Source organism: Exiguobacterium sp. s28, from assembly GCF_018618135.1.
Taxonomy (GTDB): Bacteria; Bacillota; Bacilli; order Exiguobacteriales; family Exiguobacteriaceae; genus Exiguobacterium; species Exiguobacterium mexicanum_A.
Genome location: NZ_JACSLL010000002.1, coordinates 52,673 through 72,467, shown reverse-complemented (window position 1 = coordinate 72,467; position 19,795 = coordinate 52,673). Strand labels below are relative to the sequence as shown.

General features: G+C 52.6%; 25 protein-coding genes. All 25 read left to right on the top strand.

All coding sequences use genetic code 11. From position 1 onward, the window contains the following. Window position 1 precedes the first annotated feature (1 nt). The 25 genes from KNP78_RS02720 to tsf all read left to right on the top strand — a co-directional run bounded on the left by KNP78_RS02720 (window position 2) and on the right by tsf (window position 19,763). Window positions 2-562 (top strand): MotE family protein, encoded by a 561-nt coding sequence (locus tag KNP78_RS02720; protein ID WP_214797026.1) that lies wholly within the window; start codon window positions 2-4, stop codon window positions 560-562. A gap of 20 nt (window positions 563-582) precedes the next feature. Then, window positions 583-1,635 (top strand): flagellar hook-length control protein FliK, encoded by a 1,053-nt coding sequence (locus KNP78_RS02715; protein ID WP_251128429.1) that lies wholly within the window; start codon window positions 583-585, stop codon window positions 1,633-1,635. Continuing rightward, complete coding sequence (locus KNP78_RS02710) at window positions 1,607-2,038, top strand: flagellar hook capping FlgD N-terminal domain-containing protein (RefSeq protein ID WP_034777205.1); 432 nt, start codon at window positions 1,607-1,609, stop codon at window positions 2,036-2,038. The genes KNP78_RS02715 and KNP78_RS02710 overlap by 29 nt, the downstream gene beginning before the upstream one ends. 11 nt (window positions 2,039-2,049) lie before the next feature. Continuing rightward, window positions 2,050-2,841 (top strand): flagellar basal body rod protein FlgG, encoded by a 792-nt coding sequence (gene flgG, locus KNP78_RS02705; protein ID WP_034777207.1) that lies wholly within the window; start codon window positions 2,050-2,052, stop codon window positions 2,839-2,841. Next, the gene (locus KNP78_RS02700; protein ID WP_034777209.1) at window positions 2,841-3,059 is read left to right on the top strand and encodes a flagellar FlbD family protein; all 219 of its coding nucleotides are present in this window, start codon (window positions 2,841-2,843) and stop codon (window positions 3,057-3,059) included. Before flgG ends, KNP78_RS02700 begins: the two co-directional genes overlap by 1 nt. Continuing rightward, entirely contained in the window at window positions 3,052-3,501 is a 450-nt protein-coding gene (locus KNP78_RS02695) for a flagellar basal body-associated FliL family protein (protein WP_034777211.1), read from the top strand. The genes KNP78_RS02700 and KNP78_RS02695 overlap by 8 nt, the downstream gene beginning before the upstream one ends. Before the next feature lie 9 nt (window positions 3,502-3,510). Beyond that, on the top strand, window positions 3,511-4,500 hold the full coding sequence (gene fliM, locus KNP78_RS02690) for a flagellar motor switch protein FliM (protein ID WP_034777213.1): 990 nt from the start codon (window positions 3,511-3,513) through the stop codon (window positions 4,498-4,500). Continuing rightward, entirely contained in the window at window positions 4,497-5,603 is a 1,107-nt protein-coding gene (gene fliY / locus KNP78_RS02685) for a flagellar motor switch phosphatase FliY (protein ID WP_214823242.1), read from the top strand. The genes fliM and fliY overlap by 4 nt, the downstream gene beginning before the upstream one ends. Before the next feature lie 12 nt (window positions 5,604-5,615). Beyond that, a complete protein-coding gene (locus tag KNP78_RS02680; protein WP_021067131.1) occupies window positions 5,616-5,981 on the top strand; it encodes a response regulator in 366 nt (121 codons plus the stop codon). Continuing rightward, window positions 5,978-6,472, top strand: coding sequence for a flagellar biosynthetic protein FliO (locus KNP78_RS02675; protein WP_214823241.1), 495 nt, complete (start codon window positions 5,978-5,980; stop codon window positions 6,470-6,472). Before KNP78_RS02680 ends, KNP78_RS02675 begins: the two co-directional genes overlap by 4 nt. Beyond that, a complete protein-coding gene (gene fliP, locus KNP78_RS02670; RefSeq protein WP_034777218.1) occupies window positions 6,469-7,134 on the top strand; it encodes a flagellar type III secretion system pore protein FliP in 666 nt (221 codons plus the stop codon). The genes KNP78_RS02675 and fliP overlap by 4 nt, the downstream gene beginning before the upstream one ends. An 11-nt stretch (window positions 7,135-7,145) precedes the next feature. After that, window positions 7,146-7,418: a flagellar biosynthesis protein FliQ gene (fliQ, locus tag KNP78_RS02665; protein WP_034777219.1), complete on the top strand. Its 273-nt coding sequence runs from the start codon at window positions 7,146-7,148 to the stop codon at window positions 7,416-7,418. Next, window positions 7,415-8,185, top strand: a complete 771-nt coding sequence (gene fliR, locus KNP78_RS02660) for a flagellar biosynthetic protein FliR (protein ID WP_214752725.1) — start codon at window positions 7,415-7,417, stop codon at window positions 8,183-8,185. Before fliQ ends, fliR begins: the two co-directional genes overlap by 4 nt. Further along, window positions 8,182-9,273, top strand: coding sequence for a flagellar biosynthesis protein FlhB (gene flhB, locus KNP78_RS02655; RefSeq protein ID WP_034777221.1), 1,092 nt, complete (start codon window positions 8,182-8,184; stop codon window positions 9,271-9,273). The genes fliR and flhB overlap by 4 nt, the downstream gene beginning before the upstream one ends. Before the next feature lie 58 nt (window positions 9,274-9,331). Then, a complete protein-coding gene (gene flhA, locus KNP78_RS02650; protein WP_251126271.1) occupies window positions 9,332-11,305 on the top strand; it encodes a flagellar biosynthesis protein FlhA in 1,974 nt (657 codons plus the stop codon). After that, window positions 11,306-12,385, top strand: a complete 1,080-nt coding sequence (locus KNP78_RS02645; protein WP_034777225.1) for a flagellar biosynthesis protein FlhF — start codon at window positions 11,306-11,308, stop codon at window positions 12,383-12,385. Continuing rightward, entirely contained in the window at window positions 12,364-13,203 is an 840-nt protein-coding gene (locus tag KNP78_RS02640; RefSeq protein ID WP_034777227.1) for a MinD/ParA family protein, read from the top strand. The genes KNP78_RS02645 and KNP78_RS02640 overlap by 22 nt, the downstream gene beginning before the upstream one ends. A gap of 19 nt (window positions 13,204-13,222) precedes the next feature. Beyond that, entirely contained in the window at window positions 13,223-15,196 is a 1,974-nt protein-coding gene (locus tag KNP78_RS02635) for a chemotaxis protein CheA (RefSeq protein WP_034777229.1), read from the top strand. Window positions 15,197-15,208: 12 nt separating this feature from the next. Continuing rightward, a complete protein-coding gene (locus KNP78_RS02630) occupies window positions 15,209-15,640 on the top strand; it encodes a chemotaxis protein CheW (RefSeq protein WP_034777232.1) in 432 nt (143 codons plus the stop codon). Next, window positions 15,630-16,229 (top strand): chemotaxis protein CheC, encoded by a 600-nt coding sequence (locus KNP78_RS02625; protein WP_034777234.1) that lies wholly within the window; start codon window positions 15,630-15,632, stop codon window positions 16,227-16,229. The genes KNP78_RS02630 and KNP78_RS02625 overlap by 11 nt, the downstream gene beginning before the upstream one ends. Continuing rightward, window positions 16,222-16,707 carry a chemotaxis protein CheD gene (locus KNP78_RS02620; protein WP_034777237.1) on the top strand — a complete coding sequence of 162 codons (486 nt, stop codon included), beginning with the start codon at window positions 16,222-16,224 and terminating at the stop codon, window positions 16,705-16,707. Before KNP78_RS02625 ends, KNP78_RS02620 begins: the two co-directional genes overlap by 8 nt. A gap of 11 nt (window positions 16,708-16,718) precedes the next feature. Next, window positions 16,719-17,489 (top strand): FliA/WhiG family RNA polymerase sigma factor, encoded by a 771-nt coding sequence (locus KNP78_RS02615; RefSeq protein WP_214823240.1) that lies wholly within the window; start codon window positions 16,719-16,721, stop codon window positions 17,487-17,489. Between the two features lie 13 nt (window positions 17,490-17,502). Beyond that, on the top strand, window positions 17,503-17,871 hold the full coding sequence (locus tag KNP78_RS02610) for a hypothetical protein (RefSeq protein WP_034777242.1): 369 nt from the start codon (window positions 17,503-17,505) through the stop codon (window positions 17,869-17,871). A 152-nt stretch (window positions 17,872-18,023) separates the two neighbouring features. Then, window positions 18,024-18,764, top strand: coding sequence for a 30S ribosomal protein S2 (rpsB, locus tag KNP78_RS02605; RefSeq protein ID WP_021067146.1), 741 nt, complete (start codon window positions 18,024-18,026; stop codon window positions 18,762-18,764). 117 nt (window positions 18,765-18,881) lie between these two features. Beyond that, the gene (gene tsf / locus KNP78_RS02600) at window positions 18,882-19,763 is read left to right on the top strand and encodes a translation elongation factor Ts (RefSeq protein ID WP_214823239.1); all 882 of its coding nucleotides are present in this window, start codon (window positions 18,882-18,884) and stop codon (window positions 19,761-19,763) included. The last annotated feature ends 32 nt before the right edge of the window (window positions 19,764-19,795 follow it).

The window sequence follows — 19,795 nt, the reverse complement described above, 5'->3', positions numbered from 1 at the left end:
GATGGAAAAAGACAACTCGAAGCGGGGAAGACAGCTACTGGTCGCGCTCGTTCTCGTCCCGGCCATCTTTCTACTCGTTGGAGGGATCGTCGTCATGAACTATGCGATGGACCGTCCGTTGTTATCGGTCCCGTTTCTAGAGATCGGTGCGAAACAAGAGCCGGAAGAAAAAGTGAAGACGGACGTGAACGTGACCGGGATCGACAACGATACCGCGAATCGTTTGAAAGTGGCGAACGCCGAGATTGAGAAGCTTCGGGCGGACAATGTCGAGTTGACGAACGAAGTGAAGGCGCGCCAAGAGGAAGTATCGAAGTTGATCAAAGAGCGTGACCGGCTCGTCGCGGAATTGGCGACGGCAAGTGCGGCGGAAGAAGAAACATCGGACGTCTCTCGCGTCTATGAAGAGATGTCCGCGAAACAAGCTGCTGCCATCATGAATGAACTCGAGAGCCCGCAAGTGGCCAACTTATTGAAAGAATTGTCACCGAAGCAACAAGCCGACATTTTAGGACGGATGGATGCCCAACAGGCCGCCGTCGTGACCCAGTTGCTCCAATGACAGGAAAGGAGGACGTGATGATGAATATCGCCTTACTCGCCCAATCGCTACAAGGGACGACCCAAAAAGGCGGGGAAGCGGCTGCGACCCCGACCGGACAGTTTTTGGAGTTACTCTCGGCGATGCTCGGGACCTCGACGCCATCTACAGAGGTGGCGGTCGCCACGGAAGACGAGGAATCGCTTCCGCTCGAGAATGTATCGAACCGATTGGAGCAATGGCTCCAACAGCCCGACAGCCTGCAATGGTTGAAATCACTGCCGGCAGATGCTTACCGAAAGTTTATGGATGCTTATATTGGGATTTTAAATCAAGTCGCCCCGGATCAGTCAGCGGCAACTCTTGAGACGACATCGGCCGTGACGCCCGCACTCCTAGCTGGACAAATGGCGGCGCCGACAATCTCGTTCACGCTGACGAAAAAGGAAACGGAAGCACTCGTTACACCCGTGCCGACCGATCAAGTGGAAGAGAACGTGCGCATCATCCAACAAGTCGTTGCGCAGTTTAAAGGGACGCTCGGACAGACCCCTAAATCTATACCCGGACTTACTCAAACCGAAACACAAGTTGCGCAATTGCAACCCTCGGTAAAAGAGACCGAATGGATGCCCAAAGGGATGACCTGGTCGAAACCGCAAATTGATTCGGAAATGGTGATGTATGCCTCAAAAGGTTCACTGCCGGAGAATTTGCAGGCCCGAATCGAAGCCGCTTTGCAACGTGCACCGTTCAAGAGCGGAGCCGACGGATCTAAAGTGTTCACGGTCCGCCTCTATCCTGAACAGTTAGGCGAGCTCGTCGTCAAACTCGAACGTCAAAATGGGGAACTCGTCGTCAAACTGTTTGCGAGCAACCAAGAAGCGAAGCAGTTGCTTCAGTCACAGGTCCAACAGTTGCAACAGACGCTTCAACCGTTGACGCAAAACGTCCGTGTCGAGATCAACTTGACCCAACAGGCGCTCGAGACGAAAGGATCCGGATTCAACGAGTTCGACCAACCGGAACCGGAGCAGCAGGAACAACCGAAAGGAGAACCAGAAGATGACGACCATCCAGCCGAAGACGAGTGACTATACGTTACCGGATCAATCGATGCCGAAAGCAACGAACCAATATGATCAAAGCATGTTCTTGAAGCTGTTGCTCGCGCAACTCGCCAACCAAGACCCGATGTCACCGATGGAAGACCGTGAGTTCATCTCCCAGATGGCCCAGTTCTCTTCTCTCGAACAGATGCAGACGATTTCGAAACAACTCGATTCGGCCCTTGTCGATCGGCAAATGGCTTCGATTTCGGAGTTCAGCAATATGATCGGTCAAACGGTCGATTATATGACGGAGACGGAAACCGAGACGATTGAAGGCTCGGGTCGTGTCCTCTCGATTTCGAAGACCGAAGCCGGCTATGTCGCCGACCTTGAGGACGGGACGTCCATCAACGTGTATAACATCACTTCCATCAAACAAGCATAGGAGGATTCATCATGTTAAGAGCAATGTACTCAGGAATCAGTGGTTTAAAGAACTTCCAATCCAAGCTTGACGTCGTCGGGAACAACATCGCCAACGTCAACACGTTCGGCTATAAAAAAGGTCGGGTCACGTTCAAGGACCTCGTCAGTCAGCAAGTCGGTAGTGCGACCGCGGCGAACGGAGTCAGCGGCGGGGTCAACCCGAAAGAAGTCGGTCTCGGGGGCACGATGGCGACCGTCGACAACGTCTATAACCAAGGAGCCATGCAAAACTCAGGGCGAGCACTTGACGTCGGGATCTCAGGAGAAGGATTCTTCGCCTTGGATGTGAACGGTCAAACGCAATACACGCGGGCCGGTAACTTCTATACAGATAACACGGGCGACCTCGTCAATGGAGATGGAGCCTACGTCCTCAGTACGACGGGTGACCGCCTCAACATCCCAGCCGGTGCGAAATCACTCTCGATTGGTAAAGACGGACAAGTCAGCTACGTGAACAATGCCGGGGAATCGACGGTCGTCGGTCAAATCCAAGTCGTCACGTTCGCCAACAATGCCGGACTCTCGAAAGTCGGAGCAAACAACTTCATTCAATCGCAAAACTCAGGTGAACCGAACGTCGGCATCCCTGGACAAGATGGACGTGGAGAACTCGTCTCGGGCGCGCTCGAGATGTCGAACGTCGACTTGTCGGAAGAGTTCACAGAAATGATTGTCGCTCAACGTGGTTTCCAAGCGAACACTCGTATCATCACAACATCGGACGAGATCCTCCAAGAACTCGTCAACTTGAAACGCTGATGATTCGCGTCACGACACTCCGGGGTGAAGAACTCGTATTGAACGCCTTGTTCATCGAGACGGTCAAGGCCGAACCGGATACGATCATTCACTTGTATAACGGAAAAACGTATATCGTCAGCGAGACGAAACAACAAATCATCGACCGGACGACGGCATTTTATGCCTCGATTGGTCTGATTGGAACGACAGGCATACGAGGTGAAGAAGATGAGTGAAGAAAAACAAAAAGGTGGCGCCATGAAGATGGTGCTCATCTTGCTAGTCGTCCTGCTCGTCATGGGCGGGGCCGGATTCATGACTTATAAATATTTGTTCGGAGACAACGTGACGGCGAAAACGAAACCGGTCACCGCCGAAGAGTTGGCCGAACGTAGCTTCACGACAGACGACATGACAACGAACATTCAAGATGAGCGTTTCATCAACGTCCAGTTCACGATCGTGACCGATGCCGCTGAAACGAAAGAAGATCTCGAACTTCGCAAGTTTCAAGTGCATAACGTCATCCTTGGTGATTTGGCCGGCATGACGAAAGCCCAGTTGACGACGAAGGAAGACATGCAGAAATTTGAGCAGTCGCTCCGTAAACAATTAAACGGACTGTTGGAGTCAGGTGAGGTCCAACGAGTCTATATGACGAAGAAAATCATACAGTGAGGTGGCATCATGGGAGAAGTCTTATCTCAACAAGAAATTGATGCCTTGCTATCGGCGTTAAGCAGTGGCGACGTCGAAGCCGACTCCTTTTTAAATCAAGAAGAAGAGCGGAAGGTTCGGCAATATGACTTTAAACGGGCGGTCCGCTTCTCGAAAGACCAAATCCGAAGTCTGACCCGAATCCATGAACATTTCACGCGCATGTTGACGACGTTCTTTTCGGCTCAGCTCCGGACGTACGTGCAGTTCACGGTCAATTCGGTCGAGCAGCTCCCGTACGATGAATTCATTCATTCCATCCCAAGTATGACGATGATCAACTTGATTGAGGCTCCGCCGCTCAACGGCCGCTTCATCATCGAGGTCAACCCGAACATCTCATATGCGATGCTCGACCGTCTGCTTGGTGGTCCAGGGGTCGAAATCGAAAAAGTCGAGAGCTTCACAGAAATCGAGATGCGCATCTTGACCCAGTTATATAAACGAGCGTTTGCCGGATACGGGGAGGCGTGGGAGTCGATTGCCGAGATTAAGTCAGAGATGACCGCGGTCGAGGTCAATCCGCAGTTTCTTCAACTCGTCTCGCCAAACGAGACGGTCGTCCTTATCTCGATCGGTGTCACCATCGGCGAAGTGAGCGGCACGATCAACGTCTGCTTGCCGTTCGTGACGATCGAGCCGGTGTTATCCAAACTGTCGAGCCATTACTGGATGCAGGAGGCCAACCGCCGCAATGCGAGCGGCAACAGCAAGGAACCGCTCAAAGCCCAATTGATGAACTCGACGGTTGAGGTCGTTTCTCTGCTCGGAGAGACGACGATCACGTTCGGTGACTTGTTACATTTAGAGGTCGGGGATTGTTTGACACTCGACCAATTGGTGAAAGACCCATTATCCATCATGGTAGGGGAAAATAAAGTGTTCAAAGGGCAAGTCGGTGTGAGCGGGAAGCGGATGGCCGTCCAAGTGCTCCACCGGGTGAAGGAGGAAGAGCAATGAGTGAGATGTTGTCACAAGATGAAATAGACGCGTTATTACGAGGGACGAGCGACTCGTCAAAACCAGAGGCGAAGCCCGAAGAGCATCTTGACTCGATGGAGAGCGACGCCTTAGGAGAGATCGGGAATATCTCGTTCGGTAACTCGGCGACGGCACTATCGACGTTACTGCAACAAAAAGTAGAAATCACGACCCCAATCGTCAGTGAAGTCACAATCGATGCGCTCCGTGAGCGTTATCCAACACCGCACGTGGCGCTTCGCGTCGGTTACACAGAAGGTTTGAAAGGCGAAAACGTCCTCGTGTTGACACGTGAGGATGCGGCCATCATCTCGGATTTGATGCTCGGCGGGAACGGGATCGATGTCGATCCGGAAGGGTTGGACGAAATTCGACTCTCGGCCGTGCAAGAAGCGATGAACCAAATGATGGGGGCAGCGGCGACATCTTTGTCGACGGTGTTCTCAAAAAAAATTGACATTTCACCGCCGCTCGTCGAAGTGTTCGATGCGACGAAGACCCAAACGATCATTGATCGTCTCGAACTTTGGGAGACGATGGTGTTGATCGAGTTCAATTTGAAAGTCGGTACGTTGATCGACTCAAAAATCGTTCAAATCGCACCGATTCAATTCGGGAAACAGCTCGTCAATGAATTGATGACGGCCACATCCCCTCAGCCGGTCGTACCTGCTGCGGCCGCCCCGAAGCAAGAAGCGCCAAAAGCACCAGCCGCACAGGCTCCCCAACAACCTGTACGTCAGGAAGTGAAGTCGGCACCGGAAGTCGCTGTCAGTCAAGCGGAATTCATGCCGCTGCATGCGCCTGCGACGAACGATTCGATTCCAGCAAACCTCGGTCTGCTGTATGACGTGCCGCTCAGCGTGACGGTCGAGCTCGGGCGGACGAAACGTTCGGTCCGCGAAGTGCTTGAGTTGTCGCAAGGCTCGATCATCGAACTCGATAAACTTGCCGGTGAGCCGGTCGATATTTATGTGAACCAACAACGGATTGCCCGCGGCGAAGTCGTCGTCATCGAAGAGAACTTCGGGGTCCGTGTAACAGAAATTATCCAACCGCACGAGCGGATTGGCATCGTTTAAGGAGGAAGAACAATGAGTGCAAAAATTTTGGTGGTAGATGATGCGGCGTTCATGCGCATGATGATTAAGGATATCTTGACAAAGAATGGATTTGAAGTCGTAGGGGAAGCGGAGAACGGCGTGGATGCGGTCGCAAAATATCGTGAACTCATGCCGGACCTCGTCACGCTCGACATCACGATGCCAGAGATGGACGGTTTGGCCGCTTTGAAAGAAATTCGTGGCTTTGATTCAAACGCGAAAGTAATCATGTGTTCTGCGATGGGACAACAAGCGATGGTTATCGACGCAATTCAAGCTGGGGCGAAAGACTTCATCGTCAAGCCGTTCAATGCGGAACGGGTCGTCGAAGCGGTTTCGAAAACGGTCGCACAATGAACAAGTGGTGGTTGATTATCCTTCTCGTGGTCGGGCTAAGCGCCCCGACCACGGTCGAGGCCGCCACCGTCGATCAACAGTTCGAGCAACAACAGCCAGACGCTGAAGACCAGCCGGTGAAATCGGCCGTCTCATCGGTCGGGACAGCGATCAAGCTCATCTTGAGCATGGTCGTTGTCATCGGCGGTTTTCTCGTCCTCGTGCGTTGGTTGAACGCACGCACGCAAGGCGTCAAAACGGCACAGCATTTGACACATCTCGGCGGGGTACCGCTCGGCAAAGACCGATCGGTGCAACTCGTCAAGCTCGGCGAACAAGTTTACGTGCTCGGAGTCGGTGACTCGATTCAACTGCTTGATCGGGTCGATGCCGAAGCGATGGATGAAGCGGTCCACGACGCGCCAGCCTTGAACAACTCGAACACATCGGCCTTTCTCGACACGTTTAAACAGCAATTGGCCCAGATTGAAGAAGTGAGGAAGAAACGATGACGACGATTGAACAACTGATCAACCTAGAGACGCCAGACAGCACATCGACTTCGATCAAATTGTTAGTCGTGTTGACACTGCTCACGCTCGCGCCATCTTTCTTAATCTTGATGACTTGTTTCACGCGCGTCGTCGTCGTACTTTCCTTTATCCGTCCGGCGCTCGGTACGCAGCAAACACCGCCGAACCAACTGATTATCGGGCTCGCCCTGTTCATCACGTTGTTCGTCATGTCACCGGTGCTATCGGAGTTGAATGACAAGGCACTCTCGCCATACATGGACGACCGAATCAGTCAAGACGAGGCGTTCGAAGAGGCGGGGAATACGATGAAGCGGTTCATGGCCCAATACACGCGCCAAGAAGATTTGCAATTATTCATTAAATATGGGAACTATGAGCAACCTGAGTCGGTCGAAGACGTCCCACTCCTCGCGATGGTCCCGGCCTATGCGATTAGTGAGCTGAAAACGGCGTTTCAAATCGGATTCATGATCTTCTTGCCGTTCTTAATTATCGATATGGTTGTGGCGAGTGTCCTCATGTCGATGGGGATGATGATGCTTCCACCGGTCATGATCGCCTTGCCGTTCAAACTGTTATTGTTTGTGTTGGTGGATGGATGGCACTTGATTGTGGAGTCCTTGCTTAGAAGTATGTAGGAGGAACGAATATGACGCAGGAAATGGTCATCTATTTGGCGACGGAGAGTGTGTGGACGTTATTAAAAATCTCGATGCCGCTCTTGTTGATTTCACTCGTCGTCGGTCTCGTCATTTCGATTTTACAGGCGACGACACAGATTCAAGAGCAGACGTTATCGTTCGTCCCAAAAATCGTCTCGGTGTTTATCGGGCTCGTCATCTTTGGGCCTTGGATGCTGCAACAGATCGAAGGGTTCACCCGATTGATTTTTGAACTGATGGTCGAGGTCGCCTCGAAATGAACGCGGTCGATTTTATCAGTCTATACGGTTTGACGTTCGCACGTCTGTCCGGTTTCTTCGTGAGCGTCCCGTTGTTTTCATCCCGACAGCTACCTGTCATGCATCGCGTCGCCTTCAGTGCTTTTTTAGCCTACTATGCGATGTTCACGGTGACGGAGCCGCTCGAGCTCGGGCAAGCCTATATCTTGCAAGTGTTATACGAAGTGCTGATCGGCTTGGTGCTCGGCATATTGATCAATATTTTGTTCTTTGCGCCCCAGATTGCGGGAGGGGTCATCGATTTGCAGCTCGGACTCGCGATGGCATCGGCCTATGACCCGATGTTCGGAGGCCAGTCGCCATTGATCGGACGTTTTTATTACATCTTCACATTGTTTATCATGCTGTCGAGCAATTTACATTTACTGCTGATCGATGGCATCTATTATAGCTTTCAAATATATCCACCGGGCCAGCCGATCATCAACTTTAGTGAAGCGTCGCTCATGATGGCCGTGAAGGTCGTCACGATGACGATGATGGTCGCTTTACAGCTCGCCTTTCCGCTCATGGCATCGCTCTTGCTTGTCGACATGGCGCTTGGGTTCTTGGCGAAATCGGCCCCGCAGTTCAATATTTTTGCGATCGGATTCTCATTCAAACTGATTGCAGGTTTCTCGGTCATGGTCGTCATGATGGGGTTGACCTTGAACGGCATCAGCCAGTTCATCCCGATTTTACAAGAAGTGTTGCGTGATTTTATGAAATTGCTAGGAGACGCCTCATGAAGCCTCTATATACCTTATCGGTCGATCTTCAATTTTTTGCAGGAGAAAAAACCGAAAAAGCGACCCCGCGTAAGCGGGAGGACTCGCGCAAGAAAGGACAAGTCGCCAAGTCGGCCGATTTGACCGGCGCGTTCGCCTTGTTCGCGATGTTTCTCATGTTATCGTTTTTAGGTCCGTATCTCGGCAAGCAACTGTTCGGGTTGACGAAAGATTTGCTCGGTACGAGTTACTTGTTGTTCGACTTATCGAATGGATTGTCCGGGATGCTTACCGACTTGTTGCTTCGTGTCGGTTTGATTGTGGGACCGTTCTTCGTCGTCGCGGTCGTGTTCGGGATCTTAATCAACTATCTTCAAATCGGGACGTTGTTCTCGGCAGAGGCGATCCAACCGAAACTCGAACGCATCGACCCGATCAAAGGGGTCAAGCGGATTATCAGTATGAAAGCGGTCGTCGAATTTTTAAAGTCCTTATTCAAATTATTGATTATCCTGACGACTGCTGTTGCCGTGCTCTGGCAAAACCAAAAAGAGCTGTCCCGGATGGCTGTCGAACATGTCCGTGAATCGGTTATCGCGCTCGCGAGCATCACGATCGAACTTGGACTATGGGTGAGCGTCGCCTTGCTCGCACTCGCGTTGCTCGACTTTTTCTATCAACGATTCGATTTTGAGAAATCGATTCGCATGTCGAAACAAGATGTGAAGGACGAGTATAAAAACAGTGAAGGTGACCCGCTCATCAAGTCTAAAATCAAACAACAACAACGGGAGATGGCGATGCGCCGCATGATGCAAGAGATTCCGAACGCGGACGTCGTCATCACGAACCCGACCCATTATGCCGTCGTCATTCGCTATGACGACACGAAAGACTTTGCGCCGCTCGTCGTCGCCAAAGGCGTCGACCAAGTCGCCTTCAACATCCGCGACGTGGCCAAAGAACATGACATCCCGATTGTGGAAAATAAACCGTTGGCCCGCGCACTTTACGCCCAAATGGATATCGGGGAAGTCGTTGACGAGTCGTTTTATCAGGCGATCGCTGAAGTGCTCGCGTTCGTCTATCAATTGAAACAACCGTCTTGAGGAGGAGTATGTGTTGGCTGTAAAAGCGAAAGATTTCGCGGTATTGATCGGCGTTCTTATGATCGTCGTCATGCTCGTCATCCCGTTACCGGGGTTCATATTAGATTTTTTAATCATTGTTAATATACTGATCGCCTTGCTGATTTTGCTCGTCGCGATGAACGCCCGCGAAGCGCTCGACTTCTCAGTCTTTCCTTCGCTCTTGTTGATCGTGACGCTGTTCCGGCTCGGATTGAACGTGTCGACGACGCGGTCGATTCTTTCGACCGGGTACGGGGGAGAAGTTATTGCGACGTTCGGGAACTTCGTCGTCGGAGGAAACGTGCTCGTCGGGTTCGTCGTCTTCCTCATCCTCGTCATCATCCAGTTCGTCGTCATCACGAAAGGGGCGGAACGCGTGTCGGAAGTATCGGCTCGCTTCACGCTCGACGCCATGCCTGGTAAACAGATGGCGATTGATGCCGACTTGAACTCAGGATTGATTGACGACAAGGACGCTCAAATCCGTCGGAAAAAAATTCAAAGTGAAGCCGACTTTTACGGATCGATGGACGGGGCCTCGAAGTTCGTCAAAGGGGACGCCATCGCCGGGATCATTATCGTCGTCATCAACTTGATTTTTGGAATCATCATCGGGACCGTCCAAATGGGCCTCCCGGTCGGTGAAGCGTTCCAGACGTTCTCACTCATGACAATCGGGGACGGGCTTGTCGGTCAAATCCCGGCGCTCCTCATCTCGACGGCGACCGGCATCATCGTCACCCGTGCCGTGTCGGATGGGAATTTAGGAGAAGACGTCGTCGACCAGCTCGGTCAAAATCCGACGCTCCTCTATATCGCCGGCTCGATTGTGATCATGCTCGGGTTTATCTCACCGAGTCTGCTCCCGGTGACGGTCATCATCGCCGGTGTCGCTTTCTATGGGGCGTATGCGATGCGCCGCAACATGAAACGAGTCATCGATACACCGCTACCGGAAGAAGAACCAATGGCACCGACCGAGACCGTCGTGTCGCTGTTACAAATCGATGCCATCGAGTTCGAGTTCGGTTACGGACTCATCCCGCTCGCCGATGAGTCGCAGGGCGGCGACCTGCTTGACCGGGTCGTCATGATTCGTCGTCAGCTCGCGCTCGAACTCGGCTTCATCTTGCCGACGGTCCGAATTCGAGATCATTTGCAACTGTCTCCGAACGCGTACCGCATCAAAGTGAAAGGCAACGTCGTCGCTGAAGGGGAGCTGTTGCTCGATCATTACTTGGCGATGAGCCCTGGCATTGAAGACCCGGAAGTATACGGCATCGAAACGACGGAACCGGCGTTCGGCCTCCCGGCTCTCTGGATTGACGAAGAGACGCGGACCCGCGCTGAAATGAGCGGGTACACCGTCGTCGATCCGCCATCGGTCGTCGCGACGCATTTGACGGAGACGCTCAAGAAACATTCGGCAGACCTTCTCGGCCGTGAAGAGACGAAACAACTCGTCGAACACTTGAAAGAGACGCACCCGGTGCTCGTCGAAGACGTGACACCATCCGTCCTATCGATTGGCGACATTCAAAAAGTGCTCCGTCATCTATTGAAAGAACACGTCTCGATTCGCAATTTACCGCTCTTGTTCGAGACGATGGCCGACTATGGAAAAGTGACGAAAGATGCCGATATCCTCGGCGAATATTGCCGCCAAGGCCTGTCCCGTCAATTGACGGACCAAGTCAGCCCGCCGGACGGACCGCTCTACGTCGTCACACTCGGTGGCCAGACCGAACAGCTTATTCAAGACGCCGTTCAAAAAACCGAGTTCGGGAACTATTTGGCGCTCGACCCGGAACAGGCGCGCGAGATTATCGAACGCTCGGGTGAGCAACTGTCGATGTTCGAACGCTACGGGGCTTCGGCCGTCATTTTATGCTCGCCGACGATCCGTTTGTTCGTGAGACAACTGCTCGAACGATATTATCCGGACGTGCCGGTTCTCGCCTACAACGAGCTGCTCAGCTCGATTGAAGTGAAAAGTATTGGGGTGATTTAAATGCAAATCAAAAAATATACCGGCAAGACGATGGCGGAAGCGATGGCGAAAGTCAAACAGGAGTTTGGTGACGACGCCGTGATTTTGAACTCCCGTCAAGTGAAGAAAGGCTGGCTCGGCCTGTTCGCATCGCAACACGTCGAGGTCATCGCCGCGCTCGAGAAAGCACCGCTCGCTGTCAAACCGCGTGCCGCGACGAAACCCGTCGCACCATCGAAGCCCGTGAAGGCTCCGACGCGTCCACCGCAACAAACGAACGAATCAAGTCAGGCGGCGACCGTGTCGACGTCGAGACGGTTGCCCGCAGCGCTGGCGCATGTCGAATCACTGCTCGCCTCCGAGTCGTTCCGTGGTGAGACGTGGGACGAAGCGATCAACGAGCTGTATTACACGACAAAATCGGTGGAAGTCGTCGAACGCTACGTGCGTGATCAAATCCGGAGTTCCTTCTTGGCTGTCCCTGAACCGAAACGGTATATGATGCTCGTTGGTCCGACCGGGGTTGGCAAGACGACGACGCTCGCCAAACTTGCCGCTCACTACAAACTCGAGCATGGGCTCTCGGTCGGTCTCATCACGACGGACACGTACCGGATTGCGGCAATCGAACAATTGAAAACGTACGCCGAGATTTTAGACATCCCGGTCGAGGTCGCCTACGACTTCAATGACTTCAAACGAGCGAAACAACTGTTCGCACGGAAAGACATCATCTTGATTGATACGGCCGGTCGCAACTTCCGCGACGAGGCGTACGTCGAACAGTTCGAGCGACATCACGATTTCTCGGAAACGAGCTTGTCGCTCGTCCTCAGCTTGACGTCGAAGATGCGGGATATGGACATGATCTATCGCCAATTCGAACCGTTGCCGCTCCAGTCGCTCATCTTCACGAAAGCCGATGAGACGAGTGACATTCACGCGATGTATCGGATGGTTCGCGAGAGCGGACTGCCGGTCGCTTGGCTGACGGATGGACAAGAAGTGCCGGACGACCTTGTCGCCGGAGAGCCGGACCGATTGACGGATCGTTTACTTGAGAAAGAAGGGTGGACCCAATGGACCAAGCAAGACGTCTGAGGGCGAAAACGGAGACCGCACCGACGACAATCGCTTTTGCGAGCGGGAAAGGCGGGGTCGGTAAAACGAACGTCTGCGTCAATACGGCCATCGGTCTCGTCGAGCTCGGGAAACGTGTTTTGATCGTCGACCTCGACATCGGGATGGCAAACGTGCACATCTTATTGAACGCGTCGCGGTCACGAACGATGATGGATTCGGTAAAAGCGCGAATTCCGCTCGCCGCCTCGGTTCAGAAAGACGTGCATGGTGTCGATATATTACATGGGGGAAGTGGGCTCGACGAACTAGTCCAATTCTCACATGCAGATATGCAATTTTTTATGCGTGAACTCGAAGTGCTGACCGAATACGATTATGTGTTATTCGACATGGGGGCCGGTGCGACAGACACGTCGCTCCAGTTCATCGAAGGATGCGATGAGATGTTCCTTATCTTGACGCCTGAACCGACCTCGCTCATGGATGGATATGCCTATACGAAGCTCGTTCATCGTCAAAGTCCGGACTTACCGCTCGGTGTGATCGTCAATCGGGCCCAATCGGGTGAAGAAGCGCTGCAATGTTTTGAACGAATGGAAGTTGCATGTGAGCAGTTTTTAAAGAAATCGATTCGATTCCTCGGGTATTTACCAGATGACGCCACGGTCAGACGAGCGGTCATCGCCCAAGTCCCGTTTTATCATCTGGACCGGAAGAGTGACATCAGTTGGCGGCTTGAACGGATTTTAACGACATTGACCGGGACACCGCCGAAGCCGCGTCATTTTATGGAACGCTTGATGGGGAACTTGAAACGTCAGTGGAACCGAGTCTAACGACAGGGAGGCATTATAGATGGACGTGAACGAATACTTAGGATTGTTTTTAGACGAATCTCAAGAACATATCCAATCGGTTAACACCCAGCTGTTGAAACTAGAACAGACGGGCAGTCAGGAAGCGATTCAAGAGATTTTCCGCTCGGCACACACGCTCAAAGGGATGTCGGCGACGATGGGATACGAGAGTGTCGCCAACTTGACGCATGAGATGGAGAGCGCGCTCGATTTGGTTCGAGCCGGAAAGAAAGAGAGCAACCAGTTGTTGCTCGATACGATGTTCTCGGCAATGGAACAAATCGAAGAGATGATCGCTGATATCGAGACGGGAGGCAGAGGCGCAAACATCGATGTGACGGCGACAGTGTCCGCGTTCCAGTCATTTATCGGTAGCACTCCGAAAGCAGTCGAGGTGGTCGATGAGACGGTCTTCACGGCCGACCTATATACCGATTCGGTCATCACGCAAGCGAAAGAGACCGGCTTCGAAGCGTTCCAACTTCATGTGAAGCTATCGGATGCCGTCGTGTTGAAAGCGGCGCGCGCCTACATGGTGTTCGATCGCCTCCAAGAACTCGGCGAAGTCGTCCGGACGGTTCCTGAGACCGAGGCGATCGAGCAAGAACAGTTCGATCTCTCATTTGACGTCTTGTTCGTGTCTCAGGAGTCAGCGGACGTGATTGAGCATGCCGTGTCCCAAGTGTCGGAAGTCGAGCACGTCCAAGTGACACCTTACACGAGTGCGGCGGCCGGTGCGCCGGAAGTCGCTGTCAGTGCCGAGAGCGTCGCCGTGGCCGAAGTGAAACCGAAAGCGGTGGAGACGGACGAACCGAAAGAACAGGCCGTCGCACAAGCGAAGACGATTCGTGTCAACTTAGAGCGGATCGATCGTCTGATGAACTTGTTCGAAGAATTCATCATCGATCGCGGTCGTCTTGAGCGGCTCGCCGACGAAGTCGGTCAACCTGAACTGAACGAAACGGTCGAGAAAATCAAACGCGGTACGAACGAACTTCAATCGCTCGTCTTGACCCTCCGCATGATGCCGATCGAGCAAGTGTTCAATCGCTTCCCGCGCATGGTGCGTTCGGTCGCGAAAGATATCCATAAAAAAGTCCAACTCGAGATCACCGGTGCTGAGACCGAGCTCGATCGGACAGTCATCGATGAGATCGGTGACCCGCTCGTCCATTTGATTCGTAACGCCATCGACCACGGCATCGAGTTGCCGGAAGTCCGCCTCGAAGCCGGGAAGCCGGAGCAAGGTCGACTCGCGCTTCGCGCTTACCATGGCGGCAACCGTGTCTTCATTGAAATCGAGGATGACGGGGCAGGAATCAATGTCGATAAAGTCCGCTCAAAAGCACTCGAACGAGGCGTCATCACGCCTGAAGAAGCGACGGCGATGACGGACAACGAAGTAGCCATGCTCATCTTCGCACCTGGATTCTCGACGGCAGACGTCGTCACCGATCTTTCAGGTCGCGGCGTCGGACTAGACGTCGTCAAAAACAAGATCGAATCGCTCGGCGGGGTCGTCACGCTCGAGACGGTCGTCGGACAAGGGACGAAATTCCAAGTCAGCTTGCCACTCACGCTCTCGATCATCTCGGCGATGCTCGTACAAGTCGGCGATGAGACGTACGCCGTTCCGCTGTCATCGATTCTCGAGACGACGCTCCTCGACGAGGCCGACATATTGACGGCCCATCGCGAACGCGTCTTCGACTTCAGAGGTCAGCTCGTCCCGCTCGTTTACTTGAAAGAAATGTTCGCGATCGAAACGGAAACGAAGACGCAATTCCCGGTCGTCGTCGTCCGCAAAGGAAACAAGCTCGTCGGTGTGGTCGTCAATGACTTGATTGGCCAACAAGAGATCGTCATGAAGCCGCTCGGAACTTATCTCGAGGGCATTCCGGCCATCTCTGGTGCGACGATACTCGGAGACGGGCGTGTCGCCTTGATTGTCGACAGCAACGATCTGTTCTAAGGAGGAAGAAGGATGGAACAAAAATGGGTAGTCTTTTCATTGGGATCGAACACATACGGAATCGATGTCCAGTCAGTTCGCTCGATTGAACGGGTACAACCGGTCACACGCGTCCCGAACGCACCGGCTCACGTCAAAGGTGTCATCAATCTGCGCGGGGTCGTCACACCGGTCATCGACCTTCGGCTCCGTCTCGGTTACGAGGCAGTCGAACCGACCGAAGAAACACGGATTTTGATCGCTTCACTCAATCAAGGCGATGCCGGCTTTATCGTCGACCGGGCCAACGAGGTCGTGGAAAGTGAAGACGTTCGCATCGAGCCGATTCCGGAGTCGAGCCGAGACATGTTGTCGGCTCACTTGACGGCGATCGCCAAAGGTGAGGACAAATTGTTCTCGCTCCTCGATGCCAACGCATTATTCGAGGAACAGCATGCTGAGTGAGTTCGAGCAAGATTTATTGAAAGAACTCGGCAATATCGGTTCTGGTCATGCCGCGACGGCATTGTCGACGCTCTTGGGCAAGCCGGTCACGATCACCGTCTCCTCGGCGGAGATGGAACCGATCACGTATTTGCCGGAACGCGTCGGCGGGCCGGAACGTCACGTGGCGTCCGTCTTGTTGGAGCTCGGCGGTGACATTAGCGGCATGATTCTCATCTTGTTTCCGGTCGATGATGCCGAAACAATGGTCGCTTCCCTCATCGGAAGCACGTTCTCGTTCCAATCGGCGGACGAGCTCGGCCAGTCGGCATGGGAAGAAATCGGAAACATCATGAGCGGGGCTTACGCCCGGGCACTCGGGGATTGGCTCGATACCCCAATCTCCATCCAAGTCCCGGCGACAGCGGTCGACATGGCGGGTTCGATCGTCGAATTCGTCGTCACGTCGGTCCAACCTGAGGAAGATGCGGCACTCTACATCGATACGACGTTCCGCATCGATGAGAAAGTAAGTGCTGGGCATGTGTTGTTCCTACCGACGCATGGCTCGCTCGAACGGATACAACAGCGGTTGATTGGCCATGGCTGAAGTCATCAAAATCGGCATCGCGGAATGGAAGCAGACGACCGCGCCGAACAAATTGCGAACGGCAGGACTCGGTTCGTGCGTCGGCGTCATCTTGTATGACGTCCGGCTCCAAATCGCGGCGATGGCCCATGTCATGTTGCCGGATTCGGCGATTGCCCGGAAACACCAAACGGTTGAAGTAGGAAAATATGCGGATACGGCCATCGATGCGCTCGTCGCGTCGTTGAAACGGGCCGGAGCGGGTCGGCTGCAAGCGAAGATGGCCGGCGGCGCCCAAATGTTTCAATTCAAGTATGAGAACGAGGCGATGCGGATCGGTGAACGAAACGCCGAAGCCGTGCGCAACGCACTGAAAGCGCACCGTATCCCGCTCATCGCAGAAGACTGTGGCGGACATAACGGACGGACGATCGAATTTGATGTGGCGACTTGCGTCCTGTCGATTCGAACGGTCAGCGTAGGAACTAAGGAAATCTAGGGGGGATCGACATGACGACTCAGCTTACCGAGTTGTGGGATCGTTGGAACACTGACCGCGATATGGATACAGCGAATGAACTATTGACGCACTACGAGTTCCTCATCCATTATCACGTGCAACGAATGATCGTGACGCTCCCGAAGAGCGTCGAACGCGACGAATTGAAAAGTTTGGGTTACATGGGATTGTACGATGCCCTCATGAAATATGATCCAGAACACAACAACAAGTTTGACACGTACGCGGCGTTTCGGATCCGTGGCGCCATCATCGATGGGCTGCGGAAAATCGATTGGTTACCGCGTTCGGTGCGCGAACGCGTGAAAAAAATTGATCACATCGCCGAACAACTCGAGCAGAAGTTGCACCGGGCCCCGACGAAAGAAGAACTCGCGAGCGCCTGCGAACTGCCGGTGTCGGAAATCGAGAAGGCGATGGCGGAAGGGTACTTCGCGAACATGTTGTCGATCGATGAAGCGGTGACGCTTCAAGAAGAAGGCAAGGTCATGTCCGTCACGTATTTCGACCCTGACTCTGAGAAACCGGAGGATACGCTATTGCAGCGCGAGCTGCTCGACGTGCTGACGACCGAAATCGAGCACTTGTCCGAGAAAGAACGTCTCGTCGTCTCGTTGTTCTACTTCGACGAGTTGACGTTGACCGAGATTGGCGAAGTGTTGGAACTGTCGACGTCACGTATCTCCCAAATCCATTCCAAGGCGTTAAAGACGTTAAAGCTTGCACTTGGACGTTCGTATTTAGAAGAAAAGACATCGTGAAGGAGGGGTGGAGATGACCATCGTATATATCGCAATCGCCTGTATCGTCGCTTACGGACTGCTGATCTTATTTCGTCAAGTCCAAGCGTTGACCGCTCGCGTCACGCAACTCGAGCACGAGAAACGTGAGACCGAGGCCCTCCTGTTGTCGTTCATGGAATCGATGAACGATGTCGTGAAACAACCAGCGTCCTCAAACGAAGAGGTTACAGGTGCTCAGTCGATCCATGCGGAGCCAAAGCGAGAGACATCGGACGACGATACGCAATCAGCCCCGCACGTGGAGGATGTGTTATTGCACCATTCGGTCCGGGAGACGGCCCGACTCCTCGGAAAAGGCGAAGGAGAAGTCGCCTTATATGCCAAACTTCGTAAAAAGTGAGAGTTGCCGGATTGGCGGACATATGCTATAGTATTTTTTGGTGTTAAACACATCACACACGTCTCGGGATGGTATTCCTCGGTGCCGAAAGGTCGGAATACAACGATGAACGAGGCGGAGGACTTTTTTAAACCACAAGGAGGAAATTTATCATGGCAGTAATTTCAATGAAGCAATTGCTCGAAGCTGGTGTACACTTCGGTCACCAGACACGCCGTTGGAACCCAAAAATGGCGAAATACATCTTCACGGAGCGTAACGGCATCTACATCATCGACCTTCAAAAAACGGTCAAAAAAGTAGACGAGGCGTACAACTTCGTTCGTGAACTCGCGGCAGAAGGCGGAAACGTCCTCTTCGTAGGTACGAAAAAACAAGCTCAAGACACAATCAAAGAAGAAGCACTCCGTTCAGGTATGTACTTCATCAATGAGCGTTGGTTGGGTGGAACACTCACAAACTTCTCAACAATCAAAAAACGTATCAACCGTTTGAAGCAGCTTGAGAAAATGGAAGCTGACGGTACGTTCGAAGTACTTCCTAAGAAAGAAGTCATCATCTTGAAAAAAGAAATGACACGTCTTGAGAAGTTCCTCGGCGGAATCAAGGACATGCCAGGTGTTCCTGATGCCCTCTTCATCGTTGACCCACGTAAAGAGCGGATCGCGATTGCAGAAGCTCACAAATTGAACATCCCAATCGTTGCGATTGTCGACACAAACTGTGATCCAGACGAAATCGACTACGTCATCCCAGCGAACGACGATGCGATTCGTGCGGTTAAATTGCTCACTTCGAAGATGGCAGATGCAATCATCGAAGCGAAACAAGGCGAAGAAGAAGTAGCTGAAGAAGCGGTAGCTCCAGAAGCTGAAGCGACAGAAGCTGAGTAATCAGTCAGACAACAGGTGATAAAGGGAAAGCCTTTTATCACCTTTTTTTAGGACACGTATATAAAGCCTTAGTGCTTTTTCTTAAAAATTCGTAAGTTTTACAAGGAGGAATTTCCGATGGCAGTTACAGCAGCAATGGTAAAAGAACTTCGTGAAAAAACAGGCGCAGGTATGCTCGATTGCAAAAAAGCACTCACTGAAACAAACGGTGACATGCAAGCAGCAATCGACTTCCTTCGTGAAAAAGGGATCGCGAAAGCAGCAGCTAAAGGCGACCGTATCGCAGCAGAAGGTTTGACGGCAGTAGCGGTTGACGGCAACAAAGCTACGCTCGTCGAAGTTAACTCAGAAACAGACTTCGTTGCGAAAAACGAGAAGTTCCAAACACTCGTTTCAGACGTAGCAAAAGCTGTTCTCACTTCAGGCGCAACGACAGTTGAAGCGGCACTCGCTTCTGAATTCGTAGCTGGTAAAACGCTTGAAACACACATTCAAGAAGAAGCTTCGACAATCGGAGAGAAAATCTCACTCCGTCGCATCGCTGTCCTTGAAAAAGCGGACGATGCAGTCTTCGGCACGTACCTCCACATGGGCGGCCGCATCGGTTCAGTCGTTGTCCTCGACGGTACAACAGACGAAACAGTTGCAAAAGACGTAGCCATGCACGTAGCAGCAGCACGCCCACTTTACGCGACACGCGACGAAGTATCGGCTGAAGAAGCAGATCGTGAGAAGAAAGTCTTGACTGAGCAAGCCCTCAACGAAGGCAAGCCTTCCAACATCGTCGAGAAGATGATTGCGGGACGTATGAACAAGTACTTCGAGGAAATCTGCCTCGTCGACCAAACATTCGTTAAAGACGCTGACTTCAAAGTTGGGAAATACGTAGAGTCTAAAGGCGGCCGTATCAACTCATTCGTACGTTACGAAGTTGGAGAAGGTATGGAAAAACGCGAAGAAAACTTTGCTGAAGAAGTAATGAACCAACTTAAAAAATAATCTGCATCATTCACATGGTGCTATCAAAATTG

Coding starts and splice junctions, on each gene's coding strand:
- KNP78_RS02630 (WP_034777232.1), top strand. CDS start 15,209: ATGGAACAAAAATGGGTAGTCTTTTCATTGGGATCGAACACATACGGA.
- KNP78_RS02645 (WP_034777225.1), top strand. CDS start 11,306: ATGCAAATCAAAAAATATACCGGCAAGACGATGGCGGAAGCGATGGCG.
- KNP78_RS02675 (WP_214823241.1), top strand. CDS start 5,978: ATGAACAAGTGGTGGTTGATTATCCTTCTCGTGGTCGGGCTAAGCGCC.
- KNP78_RS02720 (WP_214797026.1), top strand. CDS start 2: ATGGAAAAAGACAACTCGAAGCGGGGAAGACAGCTACTGGTCGCGCTC.
- KNP78_RS02715 (WP_251128429.1), top strand. CDS start 583: ATGAATATCGCCTTACTCGCCCAATCGCTACAAGGGACGACCCAAAAA.
- fliQ (WP_034777219.1), top strand. CDS start 7,146: ATGACGCAGGAAATGGTCATCTATTTGGCGACGGAGAGTGTGTGGACG.
- rpsB (WP_021067146.1), top strand. CDS start 18,024: ATGGCAGTAATTTCAATGAAGCAATTGCTCGAAGCTGGTGTACACTTC.
- KNP78_RS02695 (WP_034777211.1), top strand. CDS start 3,052: ATGAGTGAAGAAAAACAAAAAGGTGGCGCCATGAAGATGGTGCTCATC.
- fliR (WP_214752725.1), top strand. CDS start 7,415: ATGAACGCGGTCGATTTTATCAGTCTATACGGTTTGACGTTCGCACGT.
- fliP (WP_034777218.1), top strand. CDS start 6,469: ATGACGACGATTGAACAACTGATCAACCTAGAGACGCCAGACAGCACA.
- KNP78_RS02625 (WP_034777234.1), top strand. CDS start 15,630: ATGCTGAGTGAGTTCGAGCAAGATTTATTGAAAGAACTCGGCAATATC.
- KNP78_RS02635 (WP_034777229.1), top strand. CDS start 13,223: ATGGACGTGAACGAATACTTAGGATTGTTTTTAGACGAATCTCAAGAA.
- fliM (WP_034777213.1), top strand. CDS start 3,511: ATGGGAGAAGTCTTATCTCAACAAGAAATTGATGCCTTGCTATCGGCG.
- flgG (WP_034777207.1), top strand. CDS start 2,050: ATGTTAAGAGCAATGTACTCAGGAATCAGTGGTTTAAAGAACTTCCAA.
- KNP78_RS02620 (WP_034777237.1), top strand. CDS start 16,222: ATGGCTGAAGTCATCAAAATCGGCATCGCGGAATGGAAGCAGACGACC.
- KNP78_RS02640 (WP_034777227.1), top strand. CDS start 12,364: ATGGACCAAGCAAGACGTCTGAGGGCGAAAACGGAGACCGCACCGACG.
- KNP78_RS02680 (WP_021067131.1), top strand. CDS start 5,616: ATGAGTGCAAAAATTTTGGTGGTAGATGATGCGGCGTTCATGCGCATG.
- KNP78_RS02610 (WP_034777242.1), top strand. CDS start 17,503: ATGACCATCGTATATATCGCAATCGCCTGTATCGTCGCTTACGGACTG.
- flhA (WP_251126271.1), top strand. CDS start 9,332: ATGATCGTCGTCATGCTCGTCATCCCGTTACCGGGGTTCATATTAGAT.
- KNP78_RS02615 (WP_214823240.1), top strand. CDS start 16,719: ATGACGACTCAGCTTACCGAGTTGTGGGATCGTTGGAACACTGACCGC.
- KNP78_RS02700 (WP_034777209.1), top strand. CDS start 2,841: ATGATTCGCGTCACGACACTCCGGGGTGAAGAACTCGTATTGAACGCC.
- flhB (WP_034777221.1), top strand. CDS start 8,182: ATGAAGCCTCTATATACCTTATCGGTCGATCTTCAATTTTTTGCAGGA.
- KNP78_RS02710 (WP_034777205.1), top strand. CDS start 1,607: ATGACGACCATCCAGCCGAAGACGAGTGACTATACGTTACCGGATCAA.
- fliY (WP_214823242.1), top strand. CDS start 4,497: ATGAGTGAGATGTTGTCACAAGATGAAATAGACGCGTTATTACGAGGG.
- tsf (WP_214823239.1), top strand. CDS start 18,882: ATGGCAGTTACAGCAGCAATGGTAAAAGAACTTCGTGAAAAAACAGGC.